Genomic DNA, 22,970 nt, shown 5'->3' on the forward strand with positions numbered 1-22,970 from the left:
GTCAGAAGGCCGAAGGGACCTTGACAGCACCGGACTTGACCTTCGCGGCCTGCGCCTTGAGTTCGGCGCGGACGGCGGCGGGGACGAGCTTGTCGAAGTTGGCGTTGTCCACGTAGCCCACGCCGTCCTCGGCCAGGCCCACGGCGGCGGGCTTCCCGTAGGCGAGCGTGCCGGCCTTGTTCGCCTTGGCCGCCAGGTACAGGGCGTTGCCGGCGTTCTTGAGGACGGAGGTGACGACGGTCTCCCGCTGAGCGGGGTCGGTGAGCGTCTTGTACTGGTCGGAGTCGACGCCGAAGGCGTACCGCTTGGCGGCGACGGCCGACTCGAACACCCCGAGCCCGGACGATCCGGCGACGGGCCACACCAGTTCGGCTCCCTGCCCGTACATCGCCGAGGCGATCTGCTTGCCCTTGGCCGGGTCGCCGAACGGGTTGTCGCCGCCGACGTACTGCACGAGAACACCGGAGGACGGATTTCCGCCCGCCGCCTTGAAACCTGCCTTGAAGCCGACGACGAAGTCCTCGATGACCGGTATTTTCACTCCGCCGATCACGCCCACCTTCCCGTTTCCGGTGCTGCCGGGAAGGGACTTGGCGGCGACGAGTTTATCGGCGAGGAATCCGGCGAGATAAGCGGCTTCGTTCTGCTTGAACGTGACCGAGTAGACGTTCGCGCACTTGTTGGAGCAGCCGCTCTTGCCCGTGTAGTCGACGGACCCGTCGAAGATCCAGAACTTCTTGTCCGGGTATTCCGGGGCCAGTTCGGAGATGAAGCCGACGGTGTCGACGGTGCCCGCGGCGAGGACGTCGTAGTCGTCGCCGGCGGCGGCGTCCTCGAATCCGGAGGACCACTTGGTGCGGTCGCTGCCCAGCTCGACGACCTTCAGGCTGTAGCCGAGGTCCTGCTCCGTCTTCTTCAGGCCCGCGTACGCCGAGTCGAAGAAGGAACGGTCGCCGAGGTTTCCGTTGATGACGAACTTGATTCTCAGCTTTCCGGACTTCCCGGACTGGGCAGAGCCGGAGTCTGTCGAGGCACCGCATGCGGCGAGGGTGAGGGAGATCGCCGCGACGCCCCCAAGAATTCTGATCTTGTTCATCGCCTGGATTCTCTTTCTCTGCGGGGTTGAGCGGAGTTGTCTGCAGGGGTCGTTCTCAGTCACTGGCCGAAAGCTATGCAATGCAAAACGTTTTGGCTACGGGTCTTTGTGTTCTCTCGAGTCAGGAAATTGTTTCCGGGAACAGTGCGGTGGCCGCGAGGGTGACGGCCCTGTCGAAGTCGGTCTCCCGCTCGGCCGGGGTGAGCGCCTCCGCGTGGCGCACGTGGTCGCTGACCGTCAGCACGGCGAGCGCGCGGCCGCCCTCTGCGGCGGCGGTCGCGTACAGGCCCGCGGCCTCCATCTCGACGGCCAGGGTCCCGTGCGCTTCCAGCCGCTCGAACAGCGCCGGACGCTCCAGATAGAAGTGGTCGGTGGTGAACACCGGCCCGATGTGCGTGCGCGGTCCGGCTCCGCCACCGGCCCCGGCTTCGGCGGCCCGTGCGGCTGCCGCGGCCAGGTCGAAGGAAGCGGCGTGACTGAGGTGCACTCCGTCGATACGTCGGCTGCCCATCGCCGAGTCGGTGTGGGCCGCGGTGGCCACGACGACGTCCCGCAGCCCCACCGAGGCGGGGATGCCGCCCGCGGTGCCCACCCGCACGATGCGGCGCACGCCGTAGAAGCGGAAGAGCTCGGTCGCGTAGATCGTGACTGACGGCATTCCCATACCGGAGGCCAGCACGGACAGGGGCACCCCTCGGTACGTCCCGGTGTATCCCTCGACGCCGCGCACGTCGGTGACCAGCCGGGCGTCCTGAAGGATCGTGTCCGCGATACGGCGGGCCCGGCGCGGGTCGCCGGGCATCAGCACGTCCGGCGCGAAGTCGCCGGGGGCGGCCGAGATGTGGGCGGTGACCATCAGGCCTCCTCCGCTGCCGGGGTGCCGGCCAGCCAGCGGACCAGGCGGTCCCACAGTTCGGGATAGCCCTCCCAGCCCAGAAAGGCGGGCGGGGCCCAGTGCGGCGCGAGGTCCGACGTGAAGGCCGCCGACCTTCCAGCGCCGTAGCCGCCCACCGCCAGCAGCGGGTGGCCCGCGCACTCGACGAGCAGGTCCGCGCCGTCCCGTACCGCCACCTCGTTGAGGCCGAGCAGATCCGGCCAGGTCGCGTCCAGCCCGTCGACCACCGGGTGCCGGGCGAGGACCCGTGGTGCCTCCCCGGCGGGCAGCTCCACCCGGTCGTCCCGGTCGTGCAGAGCGACCGGCAGCGCGGCGGCCAGCGGAGTGCGGCCCCATCGGGCCTTGGCGTCGATGCCGGTGAAGGTGAGGTAGCCGCCCACCATCAGCAGCCCGCCGCCGCGCTCGACGTAGCCCCGAAGCAGTTCCGTGCGGTCCGGCGTGGGGACCGAGTGGGCGAAGGTCGGCGGGGTGAGCTGGAAACTGTTGGCGCCGACGTCGCTGATCACGACGACGTCGTACGGCTCCAAGCCCTCGGCGGTGGCGGGCACTCTGCTCGCTATCTCGTGCGCCGGGACGTATGTCACCGTGTGACCGCGGTCGCGCAGCGCGTCGAGGAAGACCTGGGCGCCTTCGACGTACTCGGGGTGCAGAAGGAGTCGAACCCCTTCTGATGGACGGAGTGGGTGAACCAGGACTCACCCACGACGAGGACATGGGGCATCGCTGCACGACCCTTCATATGAGGTGTGAGGTGTGGGGTGTGAGTGTGGGGTTGAGGTGGTGGGGCGGCGGTGCCCCGTCAGCGGGCCGGGCGCACGGGCGCCGTACTGGCGCGGACCTTGAGCCGGACCGGCAGAATGTGCCGGGACGCGGGGGGCACCTCGTCCCGGTGGACGTAGCTCAGCAGCTGGGCGCCTGCCGTGCGGCCGACGTCGTAGGCGGGCTGGTGGACGGTGGTGAGGCGGGGGTGGACTCGGGAGGCGAGCATGATGTCGTCGAAGCCCGCCACCGAGACGTCGTCGGGGACGCGCAGGCCCGCGTCCTCCAGGGCGGCGACCGCGCCGAGCGCCATCAGGTCGTTGGCGGCGAACACCGCGGTGAAGTGACGTGGGCCGCCGCCGTCCAGGGCCGCGGCGACCAGGTCGTAGCCGGACCGTTCGACGAACGCGCCCTCGACCTCGGTGACGCCCGCGTCGCCGAACGCCTCCCGGAAACCGGAGATCCGCTCCAGGCTGCTGACCAGGTCGACCGGGCCACTGATCGCCAGCACCCGCCGGTGGCCCAGCTCCCGCAGATGCTGCCCGATCAGCCGGCCTCCCGCGCGGTGGTCGGCGGTGACCAGGATGGTCTGCTCCAGCAGACCGGGAACGACCTCGTCGGCCAGGGCGATGGGGAACCGCCCCAGCAGCGACGCCAGCCGGCCATGGGAGGGCGGCGAGCCCGACGCGTACACCATGCCGTCGATGAACCGGCCCCGCAGCAGTTCCAGATAGCGGTCCTCACGGTCGGGGTCGAACTCGGTGTTGCACAGGATGACCCCGTAGCCCATGTCGTGGGCGGCGTCCTCGACGCCCTTGGCGAGCTCGGCGAAGAACTGGTTGGTGATGTCGGGCACCAGCAGCCCTATGACGTTGGTCGAACCGGCCTGGAGATTGCGGGCCGTGGACGCCGGTACGTAGCCCAGCCGACTGACGACCGAGCGAACCCGCTCGGCCGTCTCCTCCGCGACCGGCCGGTTGCCGCTCAGCACGTGCGACACCGTGGTCGGGCTCACCCTGGCGGCGGCCGCCACGTCCTTGATCGACGCGGGCCGCCGTGCCTGGCGCCGCCCCGATTCCTCGTCCTGCTCACGGGTCATAGTGCTGCACCGCCCTGCCGTGCGAGGTGTCGAGCAGCGCGGGCACGCGCGCCTCGATCTCGGCGAGCAGTCCCGGCAGGTCCACCGTCAGCAGTCGGCCGCCGCGCACCACGACCCGCCCGTCCACGACGACCGTGCGCACATCGCCGGCCCGCGCGCTGTAGACCAGGGCCGCCACCGGGTCGTGCACCGGCCGGCAGTGCGCTCCGCCCAGGTCGACCAGCACGATGTCAGCGGCCCGGCCCGGCTCCAGCGCGCCGATCCGGTCCCCGAGGCCGAGTGCCCGGGCCCCGCCGCGGGTGGCCAGCCGGATCGTGTCGGAGACCGTCATCCAGGTGGCGTCCCGCTCCGACTGCTTCTGGGTCAGCGCGACCAGCCGCATCGCCTCCCACACGTCCAGCGTGTTGTGCCCGGCGGCCCCGTCCGTCCCGGCCCCGACGGCGACACCGGCGTCCAACAGGCTCCGTACCGGAGTGAGCGGATGCAGGGCGTGCTTCAGATACACCTTCGGGCAGCAGGCCACGCCCGTGTGGTCCCGGTGCGCCGCCAGCGTCGGGAGATCGTCCGGGACGATGCCGCAGCCGTGCGCGATCAGCGCGCCCGCGTCCAGCACCCCGGTCCGCTCCAGCACCGCGATGGGGGTGATGCCACGCCGCGCCAGACTCGACTCGGTCTGCTCCAGATGCTCGGCGGCGTGGATGTGGATGCGCAGCCCCGCCTCCCGGGCCAGCTCCGCGAGCCGGACCAGGTCCGCGTCCTCGACGGTGTACGGCGCGTGCGGGCCCAGCGACGCCGTGACCCGTCCGTCGCCGGTGCCATGCAGGGCGGTGGCGGTCTCGGCGCTCTCCTCCAGGGCAGCGCGGCCCCGGCTGCTGAAGTAGGTCGGCGCGATGTCGGCCCGGATACCCGTACGCACGACGGCGTCGGCGATCCGCTCGGCGTGGAAGTAGTGGTCGGCGAACGTGGTCACCCCGCTGAGCAGCATCTCCGCACAGGCCAGCTCCGCGCCGAGGCCGATGTCGGCGGGGGTGAGGTTGACCTCCATGGGCCACACCCGCTCGTTGAACCAGGCCTCCACACTCACGTCCTCGGCGGCGCCACGCATCAGTGTCATCGGGCCGTGCGTGTGGGCGTTCACCAGCCCGGGTACGGCGACCAATCCGGTACCGTCCACGGTCTCGGCCCCGGCTGCCTCCGGCCCGGAACCCGCCGGGCCCAGCCAAACGATCACTCCGTCCTCGACCAGGATGTCCTGGTCGGTCTCCACTCGGCAGGGGCCCTGCTCGGGCATCACCAGCACCGAGCAGGACGTAACGATCAGTCGGCGCGTCATGTGGATCCTTCCGTCCGAACCGGACGCTAAGGATCCAAAACGTTTTGCACAACCCCTGGCCCGACACCCGACAAGCGGGCCGACGCCGAACGCTTCGGCGCCACTGATTTCATCGCCTCCGGCGAGGCGGGCGCCCTGCGGAAGGCCGCCGGTTCCTTCGACTTCGTCATGTCCACCCTCTGCCGACCTGCCCTGGGACGACTACCTGGGCCCGCTGCGGCCGCAGGGCCGGCTGTGTGTCGTCGGCCTCCCGGAACGCCCCGTCACCGTCTCGCCGATGAGTCTGCTGCCGGCCGCGAAGATGCTCGTCGGCGGCATCGTGGGTTCAGCGGCACAGACCCGACAGATGATCGACTTCGCCGCCCGCCACGACATCCGCCCGCAGGTGCAGACGTTCCCGGCCGCGGACTTCGAGGAGGCACTGGACCGGGTCCGCAAGGGCGGCGTCCGTTACCGAGCCGTCGTGGAGTTCGAGTAGCCCGACACCGCCGCCCGGGGCCTCCGCGAGAACGACGAGCGGGACGCGGGGGCTGCGGGTCGGCAGCCTGGGCGCGGACGGAAGGACCTGCCGAGAGCTTTACCGGCCGGCGCTCGACCGGGGAGCTTCGTAGGGAGAGAGAGGTTCACAGCTCAGTGGCCGTGCGGATCAGCCCGGCGAGCGCGCGGGAGCGGCTGTGCGCGGGCCAGGCGATGTGGGTGACGACGGGGGGTGCGTCGGTCACAGGGACGGCGGCGTGCTCGGCCCACAGCCAGGCACGGGCGGAGTCGGGGAAGACGGCCATGGTGCGTCCGAGGGCGATCAGTTGAGCCAGCTGCGTCTGGTCGTGAATCTCGGGGCCCGGGCCGGGTGGGTACGTGCCGTTGCTGTTGGGCCAGCGGGCGGGCGGAAGATCGGGGATGCCGCTGATGTCGGCCACGGACAGGGTCCGGCGCGCGGCGAGGGGGTGCCCGGCGGGCAGGACGGCGATCTGACCCTCGGTCATCAGTTCCTCGCTGTCGAACCCGGCGAGGGAGTTGAACGGCGCGTGCATGAGCGCCGCGTCGGCGCGGCCGTCGCGCAGCATCTCTTCCTGCTCGCACATGCCGCTCGGCAGCACCTCGAGCTCGGCGGCGTCGGGCTCGGCCGCGTAGGCGTCGAGGAGCTTGTGCAGCAGCTCGTGGGACGCTGCGGCCTTCACCGCCAGCACCAGGCGGTTGCGGGGGCTGCCCGGGGTGTCGGCGCCGCCGGCGCGACGGGTGCGGCGGGCGGCGGCGGTGGTCGCATCGAGGGCGGCGCGCCCCTCGTGCAGCAGTACCTCTCCGGCGCCGGTCAGCAGGACGCCGCGGCGGTTACGTGTCAGCAACGAGACACCGAGGCGCCGTTCGAGCTGCTGGATCGCCCGGGACAGCGGTGGCTGGGCCATGCCGAGGCGCTCGGCGGCGCGACCGAAGTGCAGTTCCTCCGCGACCGCCATGAAGTACCTCAGCTCGCGGGTCTCCAAGGTGTCCATCGCCACAGCGTACGTCGGTGATACCTGCCGGGTATGACAGGGCACCGTATCGGTGTTGGATGCGCCGCTCGTCCGCGGGCGAACATCAGCGGCATGAGCGAAACGAAGATCGCGCTGGTGACCGGCGCGAACAAGGGGATCGGGTACGAGATCGCGAACGGGCTGGGCGCCCTCGGATACCGCGTGGGCGTGGGGGCCCGCGACGAGGCCCGGCGCGAGACCACCGTCGAGAAACTGTGCGCCGCCGGGGTGGATGCGTTCGGGGTGCCGCTGGACGTGACCGGCGACCGGAGCGTCACCGACGCCGCGGAACTGATCGAACGGCGGGCCGGGCGCCTGGACGTCCTGGTCAACAACGCCGGAATCTCAGGAGAGACGGGGCCGGGGTGGGTTCAGGACCCGACCACGCTCGACCTCGACGTGGTGCGCACGGTCGTGGAGACCAACGTCCTCGGTGTCATCCGGGTGACCAACGCGATGCTGCCGCTGCTGCGGCGCTCGACCTCGCCGCGCATCGTGAACGTCTCCAGTTCCGTGGGCTCCCTGACCCGGCAGGCGGACCCGGACATCGAGATCGGCCCCGTCATGGCGGCCTACGCCCCGTCGAAGTCGTTCCTCAACGCCGTCACGGTGCAGTACGCCCGGCAGTTCGCTGGGACGAACATCCTGATCAACGCCGTCTGCCCGGGCCTGGTCGCGACCGACTTCAACGGCTTTTACGGACCCCGTACTCCTGAGCAGGGCGCGGCCACGGCGATCCGGCTCGCCACACTGCCCGACGGCGGTCCGCATGGTGCGTTCTTCGAGGATGACGGCGTCATCCCCTGGTGAAGGCGATCTGCCGTGATCATGCAGTGAGCCCTGGCTTCGCGGCCCGGCCTCGTCATCTCACTGACTGTCATCTCACTGACGCCTCATCCGTAGGAGTCGGGCGGACGGCCCGTCGAGTTCCGCCGAGGTGCTGTGGTCTGTCTCACTCTCTTCGGGATGAGTGGCAGACCGGGTTCCTGTGCGTACCTCACCCTTGACGAGCGGTGCTCGGATGCGAGGATGAGGCCGTCATGACTGCTGGGTGGCGTGCGCGCACGATACGGGCCGGGGTGTTCGCGGCAATCTGTGTGCTGCTCGCCGCTCTTGGGCACGCGCTGATGTCGGCCTCCACCGTGCCGTGGTGGACGATGGCCGCCGGATTCGTCGCCACGAGCGGTGTCGGCTGGTGCCTGGCGGGCCGGGAGCGCGGGCTGCCGCTGGTGGTCGGCGCCGTTGTCGTCGCGCAAGGGGCACTTCACTCTGCCTTCTCCTGGGGCCAGTCGGCCGTGTCGGGGTCGGGCCCCACGTCTATGGGCTCCATGCCTATGGGCTCGACGTCCATGGACGAGATGGACATGGGTTCCATGGGTATGGGTTCCATGCGTTCCATGGGCGTGGGCGCCATGGGGATCATGCACATGGGCCACGCGGCGCACACCGAGGATCTCGGCCACATGACCCACGGCACCGGCGGCATGTCGTCGTTCGGCATGCTTGCGGCCCACTCGCTGGCCGCCGTGCTCACCGGTCTGTGGCTGGCGTACGGGGAGCGCGCCGCGTTCCGCATCCTGCGAGCCGTCGCCGGGTGGCTCGCCGCTCCGCTGCGGCTGCCCCTCACCGCCCTCTTCGTCCCACCACGCCGGCCCAGTCTGCGGCCGACGCGTGAGCGTGCGGAGCGTGTGCCGTGGCTGGCGCTCGCGCACACGATCATCTCTCGGGGGCCTCCGGCCGGGACCGCTGTCGTCTGAGACAGCTGGTTTCCCGAGGCCGTCCCAAGGGCGCCGCGACTGCGGGCGCCGACGCCTCGGGCACGGGTCGTGCACGTCGTACGGCTCTTCCCCACTCCCGTCCCGGGACCTTTGTACCGGCACACCTCGCGTCCGGCATGTCCGGGCGCGTGCGCCGCGTTGCCGGATCGGTCCCGGCCACCCGAGAAGGACCTCAGGTGATCACTCCTGTCCTGCCCGCGTCGCGCCAAAAACGTGCGGCGGCACCCGCCGGGGCCGATCAGCCCGCCATGACGGCGGAGCCCCAAGACCCAGCCACCACCTGGGCGTTGGCCGCCCGGACCGGCGATCCGGACGCCGTCGACCACTTCGTACGGGCCCTGCATGCGGACGTCGTCCGGTACGTCAGGCACCTCTCCGCCGATCGGCAACTCGCCGACGACCTCGCGCAGGACACGTTCCTGCGGGCGCTCGGCAGTCTGCACCGGTTCGAGGGGCGTTCGTCGGCGCGTACCTGGCTGCTGTCCATCGCGCGCCGCACGGTCGTCGACAGCCTGCGGTACGCCGCATCCCGGCCGCGGTCGGCCGACGTGGACGACTGGACGGTCTGGGCCGAGCGGGCCCAGCCGATCGGTCTGCCCGGGTTCGACGACGGTGTGGCGCTGCTCGACCTGCTCGACGCACTGCCCGCCGAGCGCCGTGAAGCCTTCGTCCTCACCCAGCTGGCCGGGCTGTCCTACGAGGCAGCCGCCGAGGCCGGCGGCTGCCCGGTGGGCACGATCCGCTCCCGGGTGGCCCGGGCCCGGGCCGCACTGATCGCGCTCCTTGACGAGGCCGAGGAACTCGAGAGCTGCCCAACTGGCGTCGCCGCATGAGCACATGAGCAGATGAGGACATGGGCCGTCAGCCCATGAGTACATGAGCCAGGGGGTGCCGGTGTTCACCGGCACCCCCCGCTGGTTCCGGCGCCCCCCGGATTCGCCGGCCGGGAACTTTGCGGCCGGTGCGGCCGACTCATAGGTCACTGCCGGGCTCGTTCGGGCCGGGACCACCGCGGCGTCCGTGGACGCCGCACCAGCCAAGGAGACACAGCCGATGCCGCTACGTGTGCAGATCCTCATGTACGACGGGGTGGAGGAGCAGGACGCCATCGGGCCGCGTGACGTTTTCGGGCACGCTGTGCAGGCGGGCGGTCAGGTGGAGACGACACTGGTGCGGCCGTCGGCTCCGGGCGAGGTGACCTGTTTCTTCGGCACCAGGGTCGTGGTGCCGGCCGCGTGGGAGCCCACCGACACCGACCTCCTCATCGTGCCGGGTGGCGGCGATCAGCTGATCCATGACCCGGATGTCCTACGGAACCTCGTACGGGCACAGGACGCGGGGGTCGTCGTAGCGGGCGTCTGCACAGGAGTCATGGTGCTGTCCGCGGCGGGCCTGACCAAAGGCCGCCCGTGCACGACGCACCACCTCGCGAAGCCCGATCTGGCCGCCCAGGGAGGTGAGTTGATCGACGCACGAGTCGTCGACGACGGGAACCTGGTGACCGCGGGCGGTGTCACCAGCGGAATCGATCTGGCCCTGTGGATGGTCACCCGCGAATGCGGAGCATCCGTCGCCCTCGGCGTCGAGTCGATCATGGAATACGAGCAGCGTGGCGTCGTCTGGCGAAACTCCTGACCACCTGAGAGGACAACACGCAGCCCGATGAATTCCTTTCGCACGCAGGAAGCCCCGACGCCGATGAACCGGCCGGTCACCACTGCTCTGGCCGCAGCCCTCTGCCTGCTCACAGCGGCATGCGGCGGTTCCGCCGACGACAACGGGACGAGCACGAGGACGAGCACGAACACGACCGCGGATTCGACGTCCGGCTACCCGGTGACCCTCGACAACTGCGGCCGGAGCGAGACCTTCGAGAAGGTCCCCAGCCGGGTCGTCGTCATGAACGGTGCCTCGGTCGCCGAGGTCTCCACCCTCCTCGCCCTCGGCCTCCAGGACAAGATCGTCGCCAACCAGCAGAGCTACGGCATGTCCGAGGTCGCCGGCCGGGCCCGGGCCATCAAGGCCCTGCCCACCGGCGGCATCAAACTCAACGAGGCCTACGACATCCCGCGCGAGGCCATGCTCGGACTGCGCCCCGACCTCGTCCTGTCCGTCACCACGTACGGCTTCGAGGAGAAGAACGGCTTCGCCACCCGCGAGCAGCTGGAGCAGGTAGGAGCCAACAGCTATGTCTCCCCGCAGGGCTGTGCCGACGACCCCTCCCGGATGACCGTCGCCGACAGCTACCAGCTGCTGCGCGACATGGGAAAGATCTTCAACGTGGGTGACCGGGCCGAGAAGCTGATCGCCGCCTCCGAGAAGAAGATCGCGGCGGTCTCCGAGAAGGTCCGGGGGAAGAAGAGGCCGAAGGTCATGGTGCTCTTCTCCAACATGTCCATGGGCGGAAACGACTTCAGCTCGGTCTTCAGCAAGGGCATCGTCAACGACATCCTCGCCAAGGCCGGTGGCTCCAACGCCTTCGAGAGCGCCTCCGGGACCACTTTCGCCGACCTGAGCAAGGAGAAGGTGGCCGCCACCGACGTCGACGCCCTCGTCGTCCTCAGCTACAACGACCCGAACCCGGCGGCGTACGCCAAGAAACTGCTCAAGGAGTTCCCCCAGTGGCCGGCCGCCAAGAACACCACGTACGTGACGCTGTCGGACTCGATGTACCTCGGCCCGAGCAACGACCTGGCCGTGGAGAAGATCGCCAGGCTGCTGCACCCCGACGCGTTCTGAGCGCCCTGCGACTCCCGCTGTCCGTCGCCGCCCTGACGGTCGTGCTCGTCGCGGTCATGGTGGTGGCGGTGAGCATCGGCGCGGTCACCGTCCCGGTCGGCGAGGTGTGGGGGATCCTCCTGCACCATGTCACCGGCCGGGGTGGCACGGGAGATGTGGCGCTGGACCAGATCGTATGGACGTTCCGGGCGCCCCGCGTCGCCCTCGCCGCCGTGGTCGGCGCGGGCCTGGCGGTGGCCGGGGCGGTCCTGCAGACCCTCGTCTCCAACCCACTGGCCGATCCGACCGTCCTCGGCTTCTCCTACGGCGCCTCGCTCGGCGCCGTCCTGGTCATCACCCTCGGCGGCGTCGCCGTCGGCGGTGTGGGCGGACTCGGCGTCTCGGGCGCCGCGTTCGTCGGTGCCCTGGCAGCGGGGGCGCTGGTCTTCGCCTTGGGACAACGACAGGGCCGACTCGCGCCGACCCGGCTCGTGCTGGCCGGAGTCGCGATCGGCTTCGTCCTGCTCTCGATGACGAATTTCGTCCAGCTGCTGGCGACGCCGACCGAACTGCGGACCGTCATGTTCTGGATGCTCGGCAGTGTCGCGGGCGCCCAGTGGAGCCAGCTGCCCGGCGTCACCGTGGTGGTCCTCACGAGCACCGTCCTGCTGACCCTGTTCGGACGGCGCCTCAACGCCCTGCTGGCCGGCGACGAGTCCGCCACCGCCCTCGGCGTGGACGTCAACCGCCTCCGGGCGGGCCTGCTGGTCATCAGCGCGCTCCTCACCGGCACCGTCATCGCGGTCGCGGGCGGAGTGGGCTTCGTCGGCCTGATGATCCCCCACCTGGTCCGCCTCACCGTAGGCGCCGACCACCGGCGACTGTTGCCCCTGACCGCCCTGCTGGGCGCCGTCTACCTGGTCCTCGTGGACCTGCTCTCCCGCACTCTCATCCGCCCCAACGAACTGCCGCTGGGCATCCTCACCGGGCTGCTCGGCGCTCCCTTCTTCCTGTGGCTGCTGCGCCGCGACAAGGGCTTGGACTCCGTATGAAACTGACCGTGGACCAGCTCCACATCACCCTGGACCGCACACCGATCCTGCGTCAGGTGACCCTGGAGGCCGCCAAGGGAGACATCGTCGGACTCGTGGGCCCCAACGGCAGCGGGAAGTCCACCCTGCTTCGCACGGTCTACCGCTCCCTGCGGCCGGCCGCGGGGGTGGTCCGGGTGGGCGGCGACGACGTGTGGGAGCTGTCCGCACGCACCGCGGCCCGCCGCACGGCAGCCGTCCTCCAGGACGCCGGTACCACCACCGGCCTGACGGTCACCGAGATCGTCGCCCTCGGCCGCACGCCGCACCACGGCCTGATGGGCCGGGACGGCACCGAGGACCGCGAGGCCGTGGCGGAGGCGGTCGCTCGCTGCGGAGTCGTCCCCTTCGCGGACCGCGAGTACGCCACTCTCTCCGGCGGCGAACGCCAACGCGTCCTCCTCGCCCGTGCCCTGGCCCAGCGCCCCCAGCTCCTCGTCCTCGACGAACTCACCAACCACCTGGACATCCGCGCCCGCTTCGAACTCCTGGAACTGATCCGCAGCACCGGCATCACCACCCTGGCCGTCCTGCACGACCTGGACCTGGCGGCCCGCCTCTGCGACCACCTGGCCGTCCTGCACGAGGGGGCGGTGGTGGGGGCGGGGCCCGTCCTGGAGGTCCTCACGCCCGACATCCTCCGGGACGTCTTCGGCGTACGGGGCGCGGCGGAACGGCACGCGGACGGCGTCGTCCGCATCACCTACGCCGCTCAGCCCCTCGCCCACGAGAGGGAACCCGAGCCCTGGCCTCGGTGACCGTCACGGCGGGGTGGGGTGGTTCGTCACCCTGTCTTGAGGTCCGGGTGGACCTCCTCGACGCGGTCGCGCTTGGTGTACATGTCCCAGTAGAGCGCCGCCAGGTCGGCCGGATCGACGACGGGCAGCGCGGCCGCCAGGGGATCGCCTGCCGCCGCAGCCGCCTCCGCGGCTTCGCTGCCGGTGATGAAGGCGGCGATCGACAGCGTGCCGGCGTAGACGCCGGATGCGGCGAGTTCACCGTTGAGGGAGTACAGCCAGTTGCGGGCGGCGGCCATCAGCGGGCCGACACCGCTCATGTGGGGCATGGGGTGGACGGCGCTGGCGCCGGTGGTCATCAGGAAGGCGCCGTCGCCGCGCTCCTTCCACTCCGCGAGCACGGCCTGGACGACGGCGAGCGGGGTGAGCACCAGCAGCGGGATGCCCTGGGCCAGGGCGGAGGGCTCCAGCTCGGCGGCGGGGGTGAATCCGCCGTTGGGGACCGGCCCGTACTCGATGACGTCGATACGGCCGTAATGCCCGCGGATGGCGTCGATGACCGCGGGGACCTCATCGGGTGCGGAGAGGTCGGCGGTGAAGCCTGCCGCGTCGACGCCTTCGGCGGTGAGCTCTTCGACGAGGGCGTCGAGGCGGTCCTTGCGGCGCGCGACCAGGGCTACCCGGAAGCCTTCACGGGCGAAGCGTCGGGCGACCGCGGAGCCGAGGCCGGGTCCGGCCCCGAAGACGGCGATGACTTTGGACATGGTTCTCCTCCAACTGATGCGGGGGTGAGGGTGGTTGAGGTGAGACGGTGGGTCAGCCGCTGGCGTTCGACACCAGCGGGCGCGGGTCAGGGGCGGGCCGGGACGGCGCAGCCGTCGGGGCCGCAGGCCGGGGCGCCGCCCGCGGGGGTGAGGGTGACCGGGTGGGTTTCGTCCCACGCGGAGCGCAGCAGACCGAGCAGGGTGTCGCTGTCCTGCGCGCCGGGTACGCCGTAGCGGCCGTCGACGACGATGAACGGGGCGCCGGTGGCACCCAGGCGCTGAGCGCGGCGGGCGTCGTCCCGCACCTGGGAGCGGTAGCGGCGTTCGGTGAGCGCCTGTCGGGTCCGCTCGCGGTCCAGCCCCAGCTCCTCGGCGAGCTTGAGCAGGTCCGCCAGGGCGAAGACGGGCTCGGCCGCACCGAAGTAGGTACGGAAGACCGCGTCCCAGGCTTCGCGGTTCTTGCCCTCGGCGGAAGCGTGGGCCAGGAACTCGTGCGCCGGCTCGGTGTTGCCGACCTGGTTGTCCAGCACCCGGTAGGGGCTCAGGCCCTCGGCGGCGGCCAGCGTCTCGATGTGCCGTGTCGCCGCCTCCGCCTGGGCGCCGCTGATCCCGTGCTTGCTCAGCAGGGCCTCACGGACGCTGATCGTGCGGCCGGTCGGGAAGTCGCCGCCCAGGGGGAACGAGCGGTGGACCACCTCCACCTGCTCACCGTGCTCGAACCGCTCCACGGCCCGGTCCACACGGTGGCTGCCCAGCCCGCACCAGGGGCAGGTGACCTCGGCCCAGATCTCTACCTTCACGGCCTGACCTCCAATTCCTACGCTTTGTGCGTAGCGCCATGATGCGCCAGTATGGAAGGCGCCACAAAAGGCACACCGGTGTGCGCGACGGAGAGGAGTGGGCGCCATGCAGGAGAGCGCTGCCACGGAGATGGCGGCCGCGATCGGGCCGTGCGCGGGCATCCCCGCCGACCAGATGGCTTTCATCCGGCAGGTGCTGGACCGGGTCGGCGACAAGTGGAGCATGCTGATCGTCGCCGTCCTCCAGGACGGCCCGCTGCGCTACACCGACCTGCAGCGCCAGATCCCCGGCATCTCCCAGCGCATGCTCACCCACACGCTGCGGCAGCTCCGCCAGGACGGCCTGATCACGCGGACCGCCTACGCCGAGGTGCCGCCGCGGGTGGAGTACGCCCTTGCCCCGCTCGGTCGCGGCCTGCACGAGATCGTCATGCAGCTGATCGGCTGGGCCGCCGACCACCACGACGAGATCCGCGCCAACCGCTCCCGCGCCGGCACCGCCGCCTCCTCGTCCCGGTCCTGAGCCGCGCCGCCCACCGGCACTCGAGGCGCCGCCGGCAGGCCAGGGCGCGGGCCGGTCCCGGGGATGAGGCCCGGCTGATCTGCGTCGCCGAGGGGCCGCACTCGACGACCGGGTTCGTCCGCGGCGACGGCCCCACCTGTCCCGGCTCGCCTCCCTATCGCCTCCCTCTGGCCTCTGACGGAACCGCAGCTGGCTGCCGATCACGCGATCCGCCGTGCCCCGCCTGCCCGGGGAAGTGAAGCCGCCCCCTGCCCTGCGGTCTACGCCGCCCCCTGCCTGCGGTCTACGCCGCCCCCGCGTTGTCCCGTTCCAGGGCCGCGCGCAGCCGGGCGTCCGTGGAGCCCGGGGTCGGTTCCGGTCGGGCGCCCGGCGGTGTGAGCACCACGGCCATCAGGTCCCAGTACTGGTCCAGACGGGGCCCGGCCGCGAGCCGCGTGGCCAGCAGGCGGCGGAACTCCCGGGTGTCCCTGCTGCGGTACGCGCTCGCGTACGCCGCCACATAGGCGTCCAGCGCCTCACCCAGGTGCGGAGTCCCGCGCGGCCGACGTCCGGCGAGCTCGTACGCCTCGGCGAGGCCCGTGTACAGCGTGCCCGCCCCGTGGGCCCCGGCCACCCGGTGCACCTCCGGCTGGGGCTGACGGCCGCCCGGACAGGGGGCCGTCGTCATCGCGTGCAGCCGGGCGAAGGCAAGCACCTGAGCCGGGGCCGGCTCGTCGGGCAGCTGCGGAACGGCCACCTCCAAAAACGCGGCCGTCGCCCGGGCCGGCATCCGCGGCGGCAGCCAGGCACGCCAGAACCGGGCCAGCGGTGCCGTGCTCGGCGGGACGCTCACCGCGCCGATCAGCCGCAGCCGGTCCGCCAACTCCGCGGGCGGGCACTCCCGCACCAGCCGCAGCGATGCCTCCCGCCAGCGCAACACCCTCAGCTCGCTGCCCAGTTCACGCAGGCGGCCCGCGACGGCGTCCTCCAGGACCCGGCCCGCCGCTCCCTCGTCCTCCAGGACCCGGCGTACCTCGGGCAGCGGCAGGTCGAGGGCGCGCAGGGAGCGGATCAGCCGCAGCCGCTCCAGCGCCTCGGGGCCGTACCGGCGGTGGCCGCCGCCGCTGCGGGAGGCCTCCGGCAGCAGACCCCGGTCGGAGTAGAAACGGACGGTCTTCACGGTGACGCCCGCGCGCTCGGCGAGTTCGCCGATGCTCCAGAGAACCTCGTTCGACGTGGACAGTTGAACCTCCCTCTGGGGGAGTTCCTACGGTACCGGCGCACGGGCCGGGAGGACCCCCGGTCCGCGGACCACGGCGTACGCGACCGGCGCGACGCCATGCGACGGACCCGAGGAGAGTGCCATGACCGTGTTCATCATGGTGGCAGGCGTGTTCACCGGTACCCATGTCTGGCAGGAGACGGCCGCGCGGCTGACCGCGACCGGCAGCCAGGTGCACGCGGTCCCGCTCACCGGAGTCGACGCGCGACGCCCCGCCGCCTCCGACCGCGTCGATCTGGAGACGCACATCGCGGACGTGACCGCGGCGATCGACGCGGTGGACGAGGTGCCCGGCCGGGACATCGTGCTCGTCGGTCACGACTACGGCATCCATCCGGTGGTCGGCGCCGCCGACCGGCGACCACAGCGCGTCGCCCGCATCGTGTACCTGGACTGCGGGATGCCGCAGAACGGCGTCCCGGCCCTGGCCGCCGTACCGGACCAGGCCCTGCGCGCACAGCTCGCCGAGCTGGCCCGACGCGGTGTCGTAGAAGGTGAGTTGGCGCCACCCGGCCGCGAGGAGTGGCAGCGCTGGGGCAGTACCGCCGGCGTCTCGGACGCGGCACTGGACCGGCTGACCGCCCTTGCCGCGCCGCAGCCGATGGGCACCCTGCTCCAGCCGCTGCGGCTGACCGGGGCGGTGGCCGCGGTTCCCACCACCGGGGTGCTGTGCACCGGTAACGGCGCCGGCATCGACCTGGTGCAACAGCTCGTCGATCTCGGCGACCCCGCCCTGGCCCCCCTGACCGACCCTCAGGTCACCTTCTTCGAACTGCCCACGGGACACTGGCCGATGCTGTCCTGCCCCGCCGAACTGGCCGACGTCCTGCTGCGGGCCGCGGCCGGCGAGGGGCGCCGTCTGCGGCCCGTCGGCGCCGGCGCACCGCCCATCCATCTGCGCCCCTTCCCGTTGGACGTGCCCGAGCTGCCCCGGGACCGCAGCGGCCAGGTCGACCTGTACGTCCCCGACGCCGAGGGCCCCCGACCGGCATTGGTCGTCGTGCACGGCGGCCCGGTGCCCGCCGGAGCCCGGCCGACCCCGCGCGACTGGCCGACCCTGATGGGGTACGCCCGCCTGGCGGCCGCCGAGGGCATGGTCGGCGTGACCCTCGACCACCGCCTGCACGACCTTGCCGACTATGACCGCGCCGCAGCGGACGTCGCCGCCGCGGTGGAGCAGGTCCGCGCCGATCCCCGGGTGGAGGCCGACCGGATCGCCCTGTGGTTCTTCTCCGGCGGCGGCCTGCTCACCGCGGACTGGCTGACCAAGCCCCCGACCTGGCTGCGCTGCCTGGCCGCCTCCTACCCGATCTTGGCGCCGCTGCCCAACTGGGGTCTGACCGGCGACCGCTTCCACCCGACCCAAGCGGTCGCGCACGCGGGCTCGCTGCCCGTCGTCCTCCTCCGCGCGGGACGGGAGACCCCCGAGATCGCTGCCACCGTGCAGGCGTTCGTAACCGCGGCCGAAGCCTGCGGGGCAAACCTGGAACTGGTCGACGTCCCGAACGGCCACCACGGATTCGAGACCATAGATGACCCCGAGGAGGTCCGCCCGGCCCTGCGCCAGGCGATGCGCTCGGTGGTGACCCACCTGACCGGCTGACCGCCTGACCGGCTGACCGGCTGACGTCGGACCGGTCACGCGCTGACCTTCGACAGCCTGCGACCTGATCACCCCTGAGCGGTCCCCGACCTGACCCGGAAAATCCCCTGACTGGGGCACCACATGGGCGACAGCGCACCTAACGTGACGACGGTGCCCCGGCCGGGCCCGCACGCCTGACACAACCGCTCCCTTCACGAGGAGGATCCATGCCGTTACGGGGCAGATCCGCCATGCGGCGCATCGCGGCGCGGGGCACGGCCATGGTGGTGGGAGTCGCCATGGCTGTCATCACCGGCCTCGCCGCCGCTCCCGCGGTCCACGCGTCGCCGTCTGCCACCGGGGCGCTGCGGTGGGCACCGTGTGACGACCCGGCGAAGCCGGGAGCCGAGTGCGCCATCCTTTCGGTGCCGGTCGACTGGGCTGAGCCGGACGGGCCGAGACTCGACCTGGCCGTGGCCCGCCGCAAGGCCACCGACCCCGGAGCACGCGTCGGCTCGATGGTGTTCGGCCCCGGCGGGCCGGGTGACTCGGGTGTGGAGACCGTGGTGGGCCGTATCAGCCGGTTCAGCTCCGAGGTCCGCCGCAGGTTCGACATCGTCAGCTTCGACCCACGCGGCGTGGGCGACAGCAACCCGGTGACCTGCTCAGGCGACCTGCTTGCCAAGCGGCCGTCACCGGAGCTGAAGAGCCAGGCGGACTTCGACGCCACCATGGCGTACAACAGGCGGCTTCGTGCCGACTGCCGGGCCCGTACCGGCCCCGTGTTCGACCACCTCGACACCGCCCAGACGGTCCGGGACCTGGACGCTCTTCGGGCCGCTCTCGGTGAGCGGAAACTGACCTTCCACGGCAGCTCGTACGGCACACTGCTCGGCGCGCAGTACGCCGAGACCTACCCGCGCCGCGTGCGCGCGATGGTGCTGGAGAGCGTCATGGACCACAGAGTCCCGACCACCCGTGACTTCCTGCGGTCCGAGGCTGCCACGGCACAGGATTCATTCCAGGAGTTCGTGAAGTGGTGCGACGGTGCCGCGGACTGCGCGCTGCACGGCCGCGACGTTCGCGCCGTCTGGCAGCACCTGTTGGCCCGGGCCGGGCGCGGTGAGCTGGAGGACCCGGCGAAGCCGGGCACCTCGCTGTCGTCTTCGGACCTGGTCAACAAGATCACGTTCAAGAAGTTCTACGTGGCCGACTTCGCGGGCCTCGCCACGGCGATCGCGGGGATGGACGCGAGCAAGCCGCTGCCCGCGTCGTCCACCTCGACAGCGCCGCTGCCTTCGGCCACACCGGTCTTCTGCTCGGACTGGCACCTGCCGGTGCGCGACTACCAGGAGTACGCCTCGCTCGTCTCCATGATGAACACGACCGCACCTGACCTGCCTTACCTGCTCCCGCTACACATGGCAGCGGCGTGTCTGGGCGCGCCGACCGCCAACCCGCAGCACCGCCTGGACGCACACGGTGCCCCGCCGATCCTGGTGTCCAACGCGCTGCACGACCCCGCCACCGGGTACCCGTGGGCGGTCTCGGTGGCCCGGCAGCTCGGCCGCAGCGGCGTGCTCCTCACCTACGAGGGCCACGGCCACGGCAGTGTCACCAGCGGCCCGTGTATGGAGGACGCCGTGGACAGCTACCTCGCCGACCTGGCAGTCCCGCCCCGGGGCACCAGCTGCCCCGCCGTGCCGTCCTGACACCCGTCCCTCCTCGACACTCCATCAGTTTCTCCTTTCTGAGGACAAAGCATGGACGGTTTCCTATGTCCTTCGTACGCTGGGCGTCGCTTTCGTGCGGAGGCCCGTGTGCATCGCCGCGGAACGCCGCCGTACCACTCGTACGTGCACGAACTCCACTCCGCGGACGCCGGCCACCCCGGTGTGTCGCCTCGCAGCGCCAGCAGGAGGAAGAGTGACGCCACGCAAGTGTCCGAGCCCCCGCCGCCCCCGCCGTAGAGCACGAAGAACCGCCGGATTACTTCTCACGGTCCTGTGGGCCGGCGGGCTCGCGGCCCCCTCCGCCGGTGCGGACGAGAGGCCGTTCGCGGATCTGCCGCCCCAGGAACCCGGCGTCACCCTCCGCGTGTTCGACATCCAGTCCCCGCTGAGTGAGATCTGCGACCTCAAGCCCGCCCAGACGCCCAACGTCGACAAGCTGATCCCCACCGTCGACTGGTCCTCCACCGAGGGCTTCGGCTTCACCGACAACTTCGTGTCGCAGGTCATCGGCAATCTCAGTGTTCCCGCTGACGGCGCCTACGCCTTCCGCCTGATCAGCGACGACGGCTCCCGCCTCTTCATCGGCGACCAGAAGGTCATCGACCACGACGGACTGCACGGCGCCGAACCCAAGGACGGCGAGGTCACCCTCACCCCCGGCTACCACCCGCTGCGCATCGACCACTTCGACCGCGGTGGCGAACAGCGGGTGACCCTCCAGTGGAAGCCGCCGGGCGCCGACGACTTCACCCTCGTCCCGAACTCCGTTCTCAGCACCGACGCCGGCGTGGTCCGGGTCACCGCCCCCGGTCGCAAGGAGTGCGAGGGCCGGTTCGACACCCCCGGCGACGGGCTCCCGTTGACCTCGGTCAACCCCGGCTACACCCTCACCGACCTGCGCCCCGAGGGCTTCGAGCCGCAGGTCTCCGCGATGGACTGGATGCCGGGCGGCCGGCTCGCGGTGACCACCTGGGGCGGCAGTGACCAGACCGCGGGAGCGGTGTACGTCCTCGACCACGTCACGGGGGACACCGGCCCGGACAAGGTCACGTACAAGAAGATCGCCGACGGGCTGAAGGAGCCGATGGGGATCAAGTACGTCGACGGGAAGCTGTACGTCTCGGAGAAGCACCAGCTGACCGAGTTGTCCGACACGAAGGGCGCCAACACCGCGGGCGAGATCCGCAAGGTCGCCGAGTGGCCGTACGGGGGGAACTTCCACGAGTTCGCCTTCGGCCTGCTCTACGAGGACGGGAACTTCTACCTGAACCTGTCCGTCGCCATCGACTACGGCGGCGCGACGACGAATCCGCAGCCCGCCGCCAACCGCGGAACCACGATCAAAGTGAACAAGAAGACAGGGAAGGTCAGTTACCTGGCCGGCGGCCTGCGCACCCCGAACGGGATCGGACGCGGTCCGAAGGGTGAGCTCTTCGTCACCGACAACCAGGGCGGCTGGCTGCCCGCCTCCAAGCTGGTGCACATCAAGCCCGGCCGGTTCTTCAACCACCGGACCAACCCGGACGGCCCGTTCGACGACCGTACGGTCACCAAGCCGGTGCTGTGGCTGCCGCAGAACGAGATCGCCAACTCACCCAGCACACCCATGCTGGTGAAGAAGGGGCCCTTCGCCGGGCAGATGCTCTTCGGCGACGTCACCTACGGCGGAATCCAGCGCGCCGACCTGGAGAAGGTGGACGGCGAATACCAGGGCGCGGTGTTCCGGCACACCCAGGGCCTGGAGGCCGGCATCACCCGGATCAGCACCGGACCGGACGGCGCGATCTACGCGGGAGGACTGGGCGCCGACGGGAACTGGGGCCAGGAAGGCAAACTCCGCTTCGGCCTGCAGAAACTCACGCCGAACGGCAGGAGCGTCTTCGACATGAAGACCATGCGGGCCACCCGTGACGGCTTCGAACTCACCTACACCGAGCCGCTGTCCAAGGAGACCGCCGCCGCGGTGACCAGCGGCGCCTACTCGGTGGAGCAGTGGCGCTACGTCCCCACCCCGGCGTACGGCGGCCCCAAGGTCGACGAGGAGGTCCTGCCCGTCGCCGCGGCCCGGGTGTCCGGCGACCGTCGCAAGGTCCGGCTCACCATCCCCGGTCTGAAGACCGACCGGGTGGTGCATGTGCGCTCGCCGCGCCCGTTCGCCTCGGCCGACGGTGAGCAACTCTGGTCCACCGAGGCCTGGTACACCCTGAACGCACGCCCCGGTCCCGAGCAGCCCGTCACCTCCTACGACGCCGAATCGGCACGCCTGTCGGGCGGCGCGGACATCGACACCGAGCACGCCGGCTACACCGGCGGCGGCTTCGTCGACGGCTTCAACGTCGAGGGCGCCACCGTCACCTTCGAGGTCGACGCGCCCGCGAAGGGCAGCTACGACGTGGGCCTGCGCTACGCCAACGGCCCGCACCCCTTCACCGGCACCAAGACGATCGGCGTCAGCGTCAACGGCGGACAGGCGCGGCAGACCAGCCTCCCCTCCACCGGCGCCTGGAACCGCTGGTCCACCCGGACCGAGCGGCTCGACCTGCGCAAGGGCCGTAACACAATCACGTACACCTACCGGCCGGGGGACACCGGAAACGTCAACCTCGACATGATCGACGTACGCAGACCCGGCAGCCGTATCGACCTGTTCTCCGGCGGCAGCCTCGCCACCGCCTGGCAGCACACCGACGGCCGAAGCGCCGCATGGCCGCACACCGCGGAGAACTCCGTCGAGGTGTGCTGCGGGGACATCCGCACCAAACAGTCCTTCGGCGACTTCCGACTGCACGCCGAGTTCCGGGTGCCGAAGCTGCCGGACGACGTCACCGGGCAGGACCGCGGCAACAGCGGCATCTATCTCCAGGACCGCTACGAGATCCAGGTCCTGGACTCCTTCGGCGTGCGGAAACTCGCCTCGAACGAGGCCGCGTCCATCTACGAGAAGAAGGCCGCCGACCTGAACGCCGCCACCGCACCCGAGACCTGGCAGACCTACGACATCGTCTTCCGCGCGGCCCGTTTCGACGCCGACGGCCAGAAGACCGACGACGCCAGGGTCACCGTGGTGTGGAACGGCAGGAAGGTCCACGACAACGTCGCGGTGGACGGCCCGACCGGCGGTGGCGACGCCGAATCGGCCGCGGCGGGCGCGATCCGGCTCCAGGACCACGGGAACAAGGTCCGCTTCCGGAACCTCTGGGTCGAACCGCTCGACGGGGCGGCACGGTCCGCGCGTTGACCGACGGCACGCCGAGCGGCGGCATGCGTCAGGTCACCCGACGCATGCC

At 71.0% G+C, this 22,970-nt stretch carries 21 protein-coding genes; 12 read left to right on the forward strand and 9 right to left on the reverse strand.

Translation table 11 applies throughout. The features are described from left to right. Position 1: 1 nt before the first annotated feature. From ABZ027_RS09905 to ABZ027_RS09925, 5 genes are all read right to left on the reverse strand, one after another. Positions 2-1,096 carry a BMP family ABC transporter substrate-binding protein gene (locus tag ABZ027_RS09905; protein ID WP_356766236.1) on the reverse strand — a complete coding sequence of 365 codons (1,095 nt, stop codon included), beginning with the start codon at positions 1,094-1,096 and terminating at the stop codon, positions 2-4. A 121-nt stretch (positions 1,097-1,217) separates the two neighbouring features. Beyond that, on the reverse strand, positions 1,218-1,952 hold the full coding sequence (gene deoD / locus ABZ027_RS09910) for a purine-nucleoside phosphorylase (RefSeq protein WP_356766238.1): 735 nt from the start codon (positions 1,950-1,952) through the stop codon (positions 1,218-1,220). After that, positions 1,952-2,575 carry a glutamine amidotransferase gene (locus ABZ027_RS09915; protein ID WP_356766240.1) on the reverse strand — a complete coding sequence of 208 codons (624 nt, stop codon included), beginning with the start codon at positions 2,573-2,575 and terminating at the stop codon, positions 1,952-1,954. The genes deoD and ABZ027_RS09915 overlap by 1 nt, the downstream gene beginning before the upstream one ends. A gap of 215 nt (positions 2,576-2,790) precedes the next feature. After that, complete coding sequence (locus ABZ027_RS09920) at positions 2,791-3,849, reverse strand: LacI family DNA-binding transcriptional regulator (protein WP_356766242.1); 1,059 nt, start codon at positions 3,847-3,849, stop codon at positions 2,791-2,793. Next, positions 3,839-5,182, reverse strand: a complete 1,344-nt coding sequence (locus ABZ027_RS09925; RefSeq protein ID WP_356766244.1) for an amidohydrolase — start codon at positions 5,180-5,182, stop codon at positions 3,839-3,841. Before ABZ027_RS09925 ends, ABZ027_RS09920 begins: the two co-directional genes overlap by 11 nt. A gap of 277 nt (positions 5,183-5,459) precedes the next feature. Here ABZ027_RS09925 and ABZ027_RS09930 point away from each other — a divergent pair, with 277 nt between their 5' ends. Continuing rightward, positions 5,460-5,660, forward strand: a complete 201-nt coding sequence (locus ABZ027_RS09930; RefSeq protein ID WP_356766246.1) for a hypothetical protein — start codon at positions 5,460-5,462, stop codon at positions 5,658-5,660. 145 nt (positions 5,661-5,805) lie between these two features. On the opposite strand, the gene ABZ027_RS09935 is transcribed toward ABZ027_RS09930, so the two are convergent. After that, complete coding sequence (locus ABZ027_RS09935; protein WP_356766248.1) at positions 5,806-6,672, reverse strand: LysR family transcriptional regulator; 867 nt, start codon at positions 6,670-6,672, stop codon at positions 5,806-5,808. A 93-nt stretch (positions 6,673-6,765) separates the two neighbouring features. Here ABZ027_RS09935 and ABZ027_RS09940 point away from each other — a divergent pair, with 93 nt between their 5' ends. From ABZ027_RS09940 to ABZ027_RS09970, 7 genes are all read left to right on the forward strand, one after another. Further along, positions 6,766-7,503, forward strand: coding sequence for an SDR family oxidoreductase (locus ABZ027_RS09940; RefSeq protein ID WP_356766250.1), 738 nt, complete (start codon positions 6,766-6,768; stop codon positions 7,501-7,503). Between the two features lie 230 nt (positions 7,504-7,733). Continuing rightward, entirely contained in the window at positions 7,734-8,450 is a 717-nt protein-coding gene (locus ABZ027_RS09945) for a hypothetical protein (RefSeq protein ID WP_356766252.1), read from the forward strand. 269 nt (positions 8,451-8,719) lie between these two features. Beyond that, complete coding sequence (locus ABZ027_RS09950; protein ID WP_356766507.1) at positions 8,720-9,304, forward strand: sigma-70 family RNA polymerase sigma factor; 585 nt, start codon at positions 8,720-8,722, stop codon at positions 9,302-9,304. Between the two features lie 220 nt (positions 9,305-9,524). Beyond that, positions 9,525-10,106 (forward strand): DJ-1/PfpI family protein, encoded by a 582-nt coding sequence (locus ABZ027_RS09955; RefSeq protein WP_356766254.1) that lies wholly within the window; start codon positions 9,525-9,527, stop codon positions 10,104-10,106. 63 nt (positions 10,107-10,169) lie between these two features. After that, positions 10,170-11,210: an ABC transporter substrate-binding protein gene (locus ABZ027_RS09960; RefSeq protein WP_356766256.1), complete on the forward strand. Its 1,041-nt coding sequence runs from the start codon at positions 10,170-10,172 to the stop codon at positions 11,208-11,210. Between the two features lie 56 nt (positions 11,211-11,266). Then, the gene (locus ABZ027_RS09965; protein WP_356766509.1) at positions 11,267-12,241 is read left to right on the forward strand and encodes an iron ABC transporter permease; all 975 of its coding nucleotides are present in this window, start codon (positions 11,267-11,269) and stop codon (positions 12,239-12,241) included. Next, entirely contained in the window at positions 12,238-13,038 is an 801-nt protein-coding gene (locus ABZ027_RS09970; RefSeq protein WP_356766258.1) for an ABC transporter ATP-binding protein, read from the forward strand. The genes ABZ027_RS09965 and ABZ027_RS09970 overlap by 4 nt, the downstream gene beginning before the upstream one ends. A 26-nt stretch (positions 13,039-13,064) precedes the next feature. Here ABZ027_RS09970 and ABZ027_RS09975 read toward each other — a convergent pair whose 3' ends face one another. Then, a complete protein-coding gene (locus ABZ027_RS09975) occupies positions 13,065-13,781 on the reverse strand; it encodes an SDR family NAD(P)-dependent oxidoreductase (protein ID WP_356766259.1) in 717 nt (238 codons plus the stop codon). A gap of 86 nt (positions 13,782-13,867) precedes the next feature. Next, complete coding sequence (locus tag ABZ027_RS09980) at positions 13,868-14,581, reverse strand: DsbA family oxidoreductase (RefSeq protein WP_356766261.1); 714 nt, start codon at positions 14,579-14,581, stop codon at positions 13,868-13,870. Positions 14,582-14,687: 106 nt separating this feature from the next. Between ABZ027_RS09980 and ABZ027_RS09985 the strand changes: the two genes are divergently transcribed. Continuing rightward, positions 14,688-15,104: a helix-turn-helix domain-containing protein gene (locus ABZ027_RS09985; protein WP_356766263.1), complete on the forward strand. Its 417-nt coding sequence runs from the start codon at positions 14,688-14,690 to the stop codon at positions 15,102-15,104. A 283-nt stretch (positions 15,105-15,387) separates the two neighbouring features. Here the strand turns inward: ABZ027_RS09985 and ABZ027_RS09990 are convergent, their stop codons facing one another. Next, positions 15,388-16,326 carry a MerR family transcriptional regulator gene (locus ABZ027_RS09990; RefSeq protein ID WP_356766511.1) on the reverse strand — a complete coding sequence of 313 codons (939 nt, stop codon included), beginning with the start codon at positions 16,324-16,326 and terminating at the stop codon, positions 15,388-15,390. Positions 16,327-16,447: 121 nt separating this feature from the next. On the opposite strand from ABZ027_RS09990, the gene ABZ027_RS09995 reads away from it, so the two are divergent. From ABZ027_RS09995 to ABZ027_RS10005, 3 genes are all read left to right on the forward strand, one after another. Further along, positions 16,448-17,968, forward strand: a complete 1,521-nt coding sequence (locus ABZ027_RS09995; protein WP_356766265.1) for a dienelactone hydrolase family protein — start codon at positions 16,448-16,450, stop codon at positions 17,966-17,968. A gap of 209 nt (positions 17,969-18,177) precedes the next feature. Then, the gene (locus ABZ027_RS10000; protein ID WP_356766267.1) at positions 18,178-19,662 is read left to right on the forward strand and encodes an alpha/beta hydrolase; all 1,485 of its coding nucleotides are present in this window, start codon (positions 18,178-18,180) and stop codon (positions 19,660-19,662) included. A 292-nt stretch (positions 19,663-19,954) separates the two neighbouring features. Beyond that, positions 19,955-22,921, forward strand: coding sequence for a family 16 glycoside hydrolase (locus tag ABZ027_RS10005; RefSeq protein WP_356766513.1), 2,967 nt, complete (start codon positions 19,955-19,957; stop codon positions 22,919-22,921). Positions 22,922-22,970 lie beyond the last annotated feature (49 nt).

Source organism: Streptomyces sp. NPDC006332 (genome assembly GCF_040612855.1).
Taxonomy (GTDB): domain Bacteria; phylum Actinomycetota; class Actinomycetes; order Streptomycetales; family Streptomycetaceae; genus Streptomyces.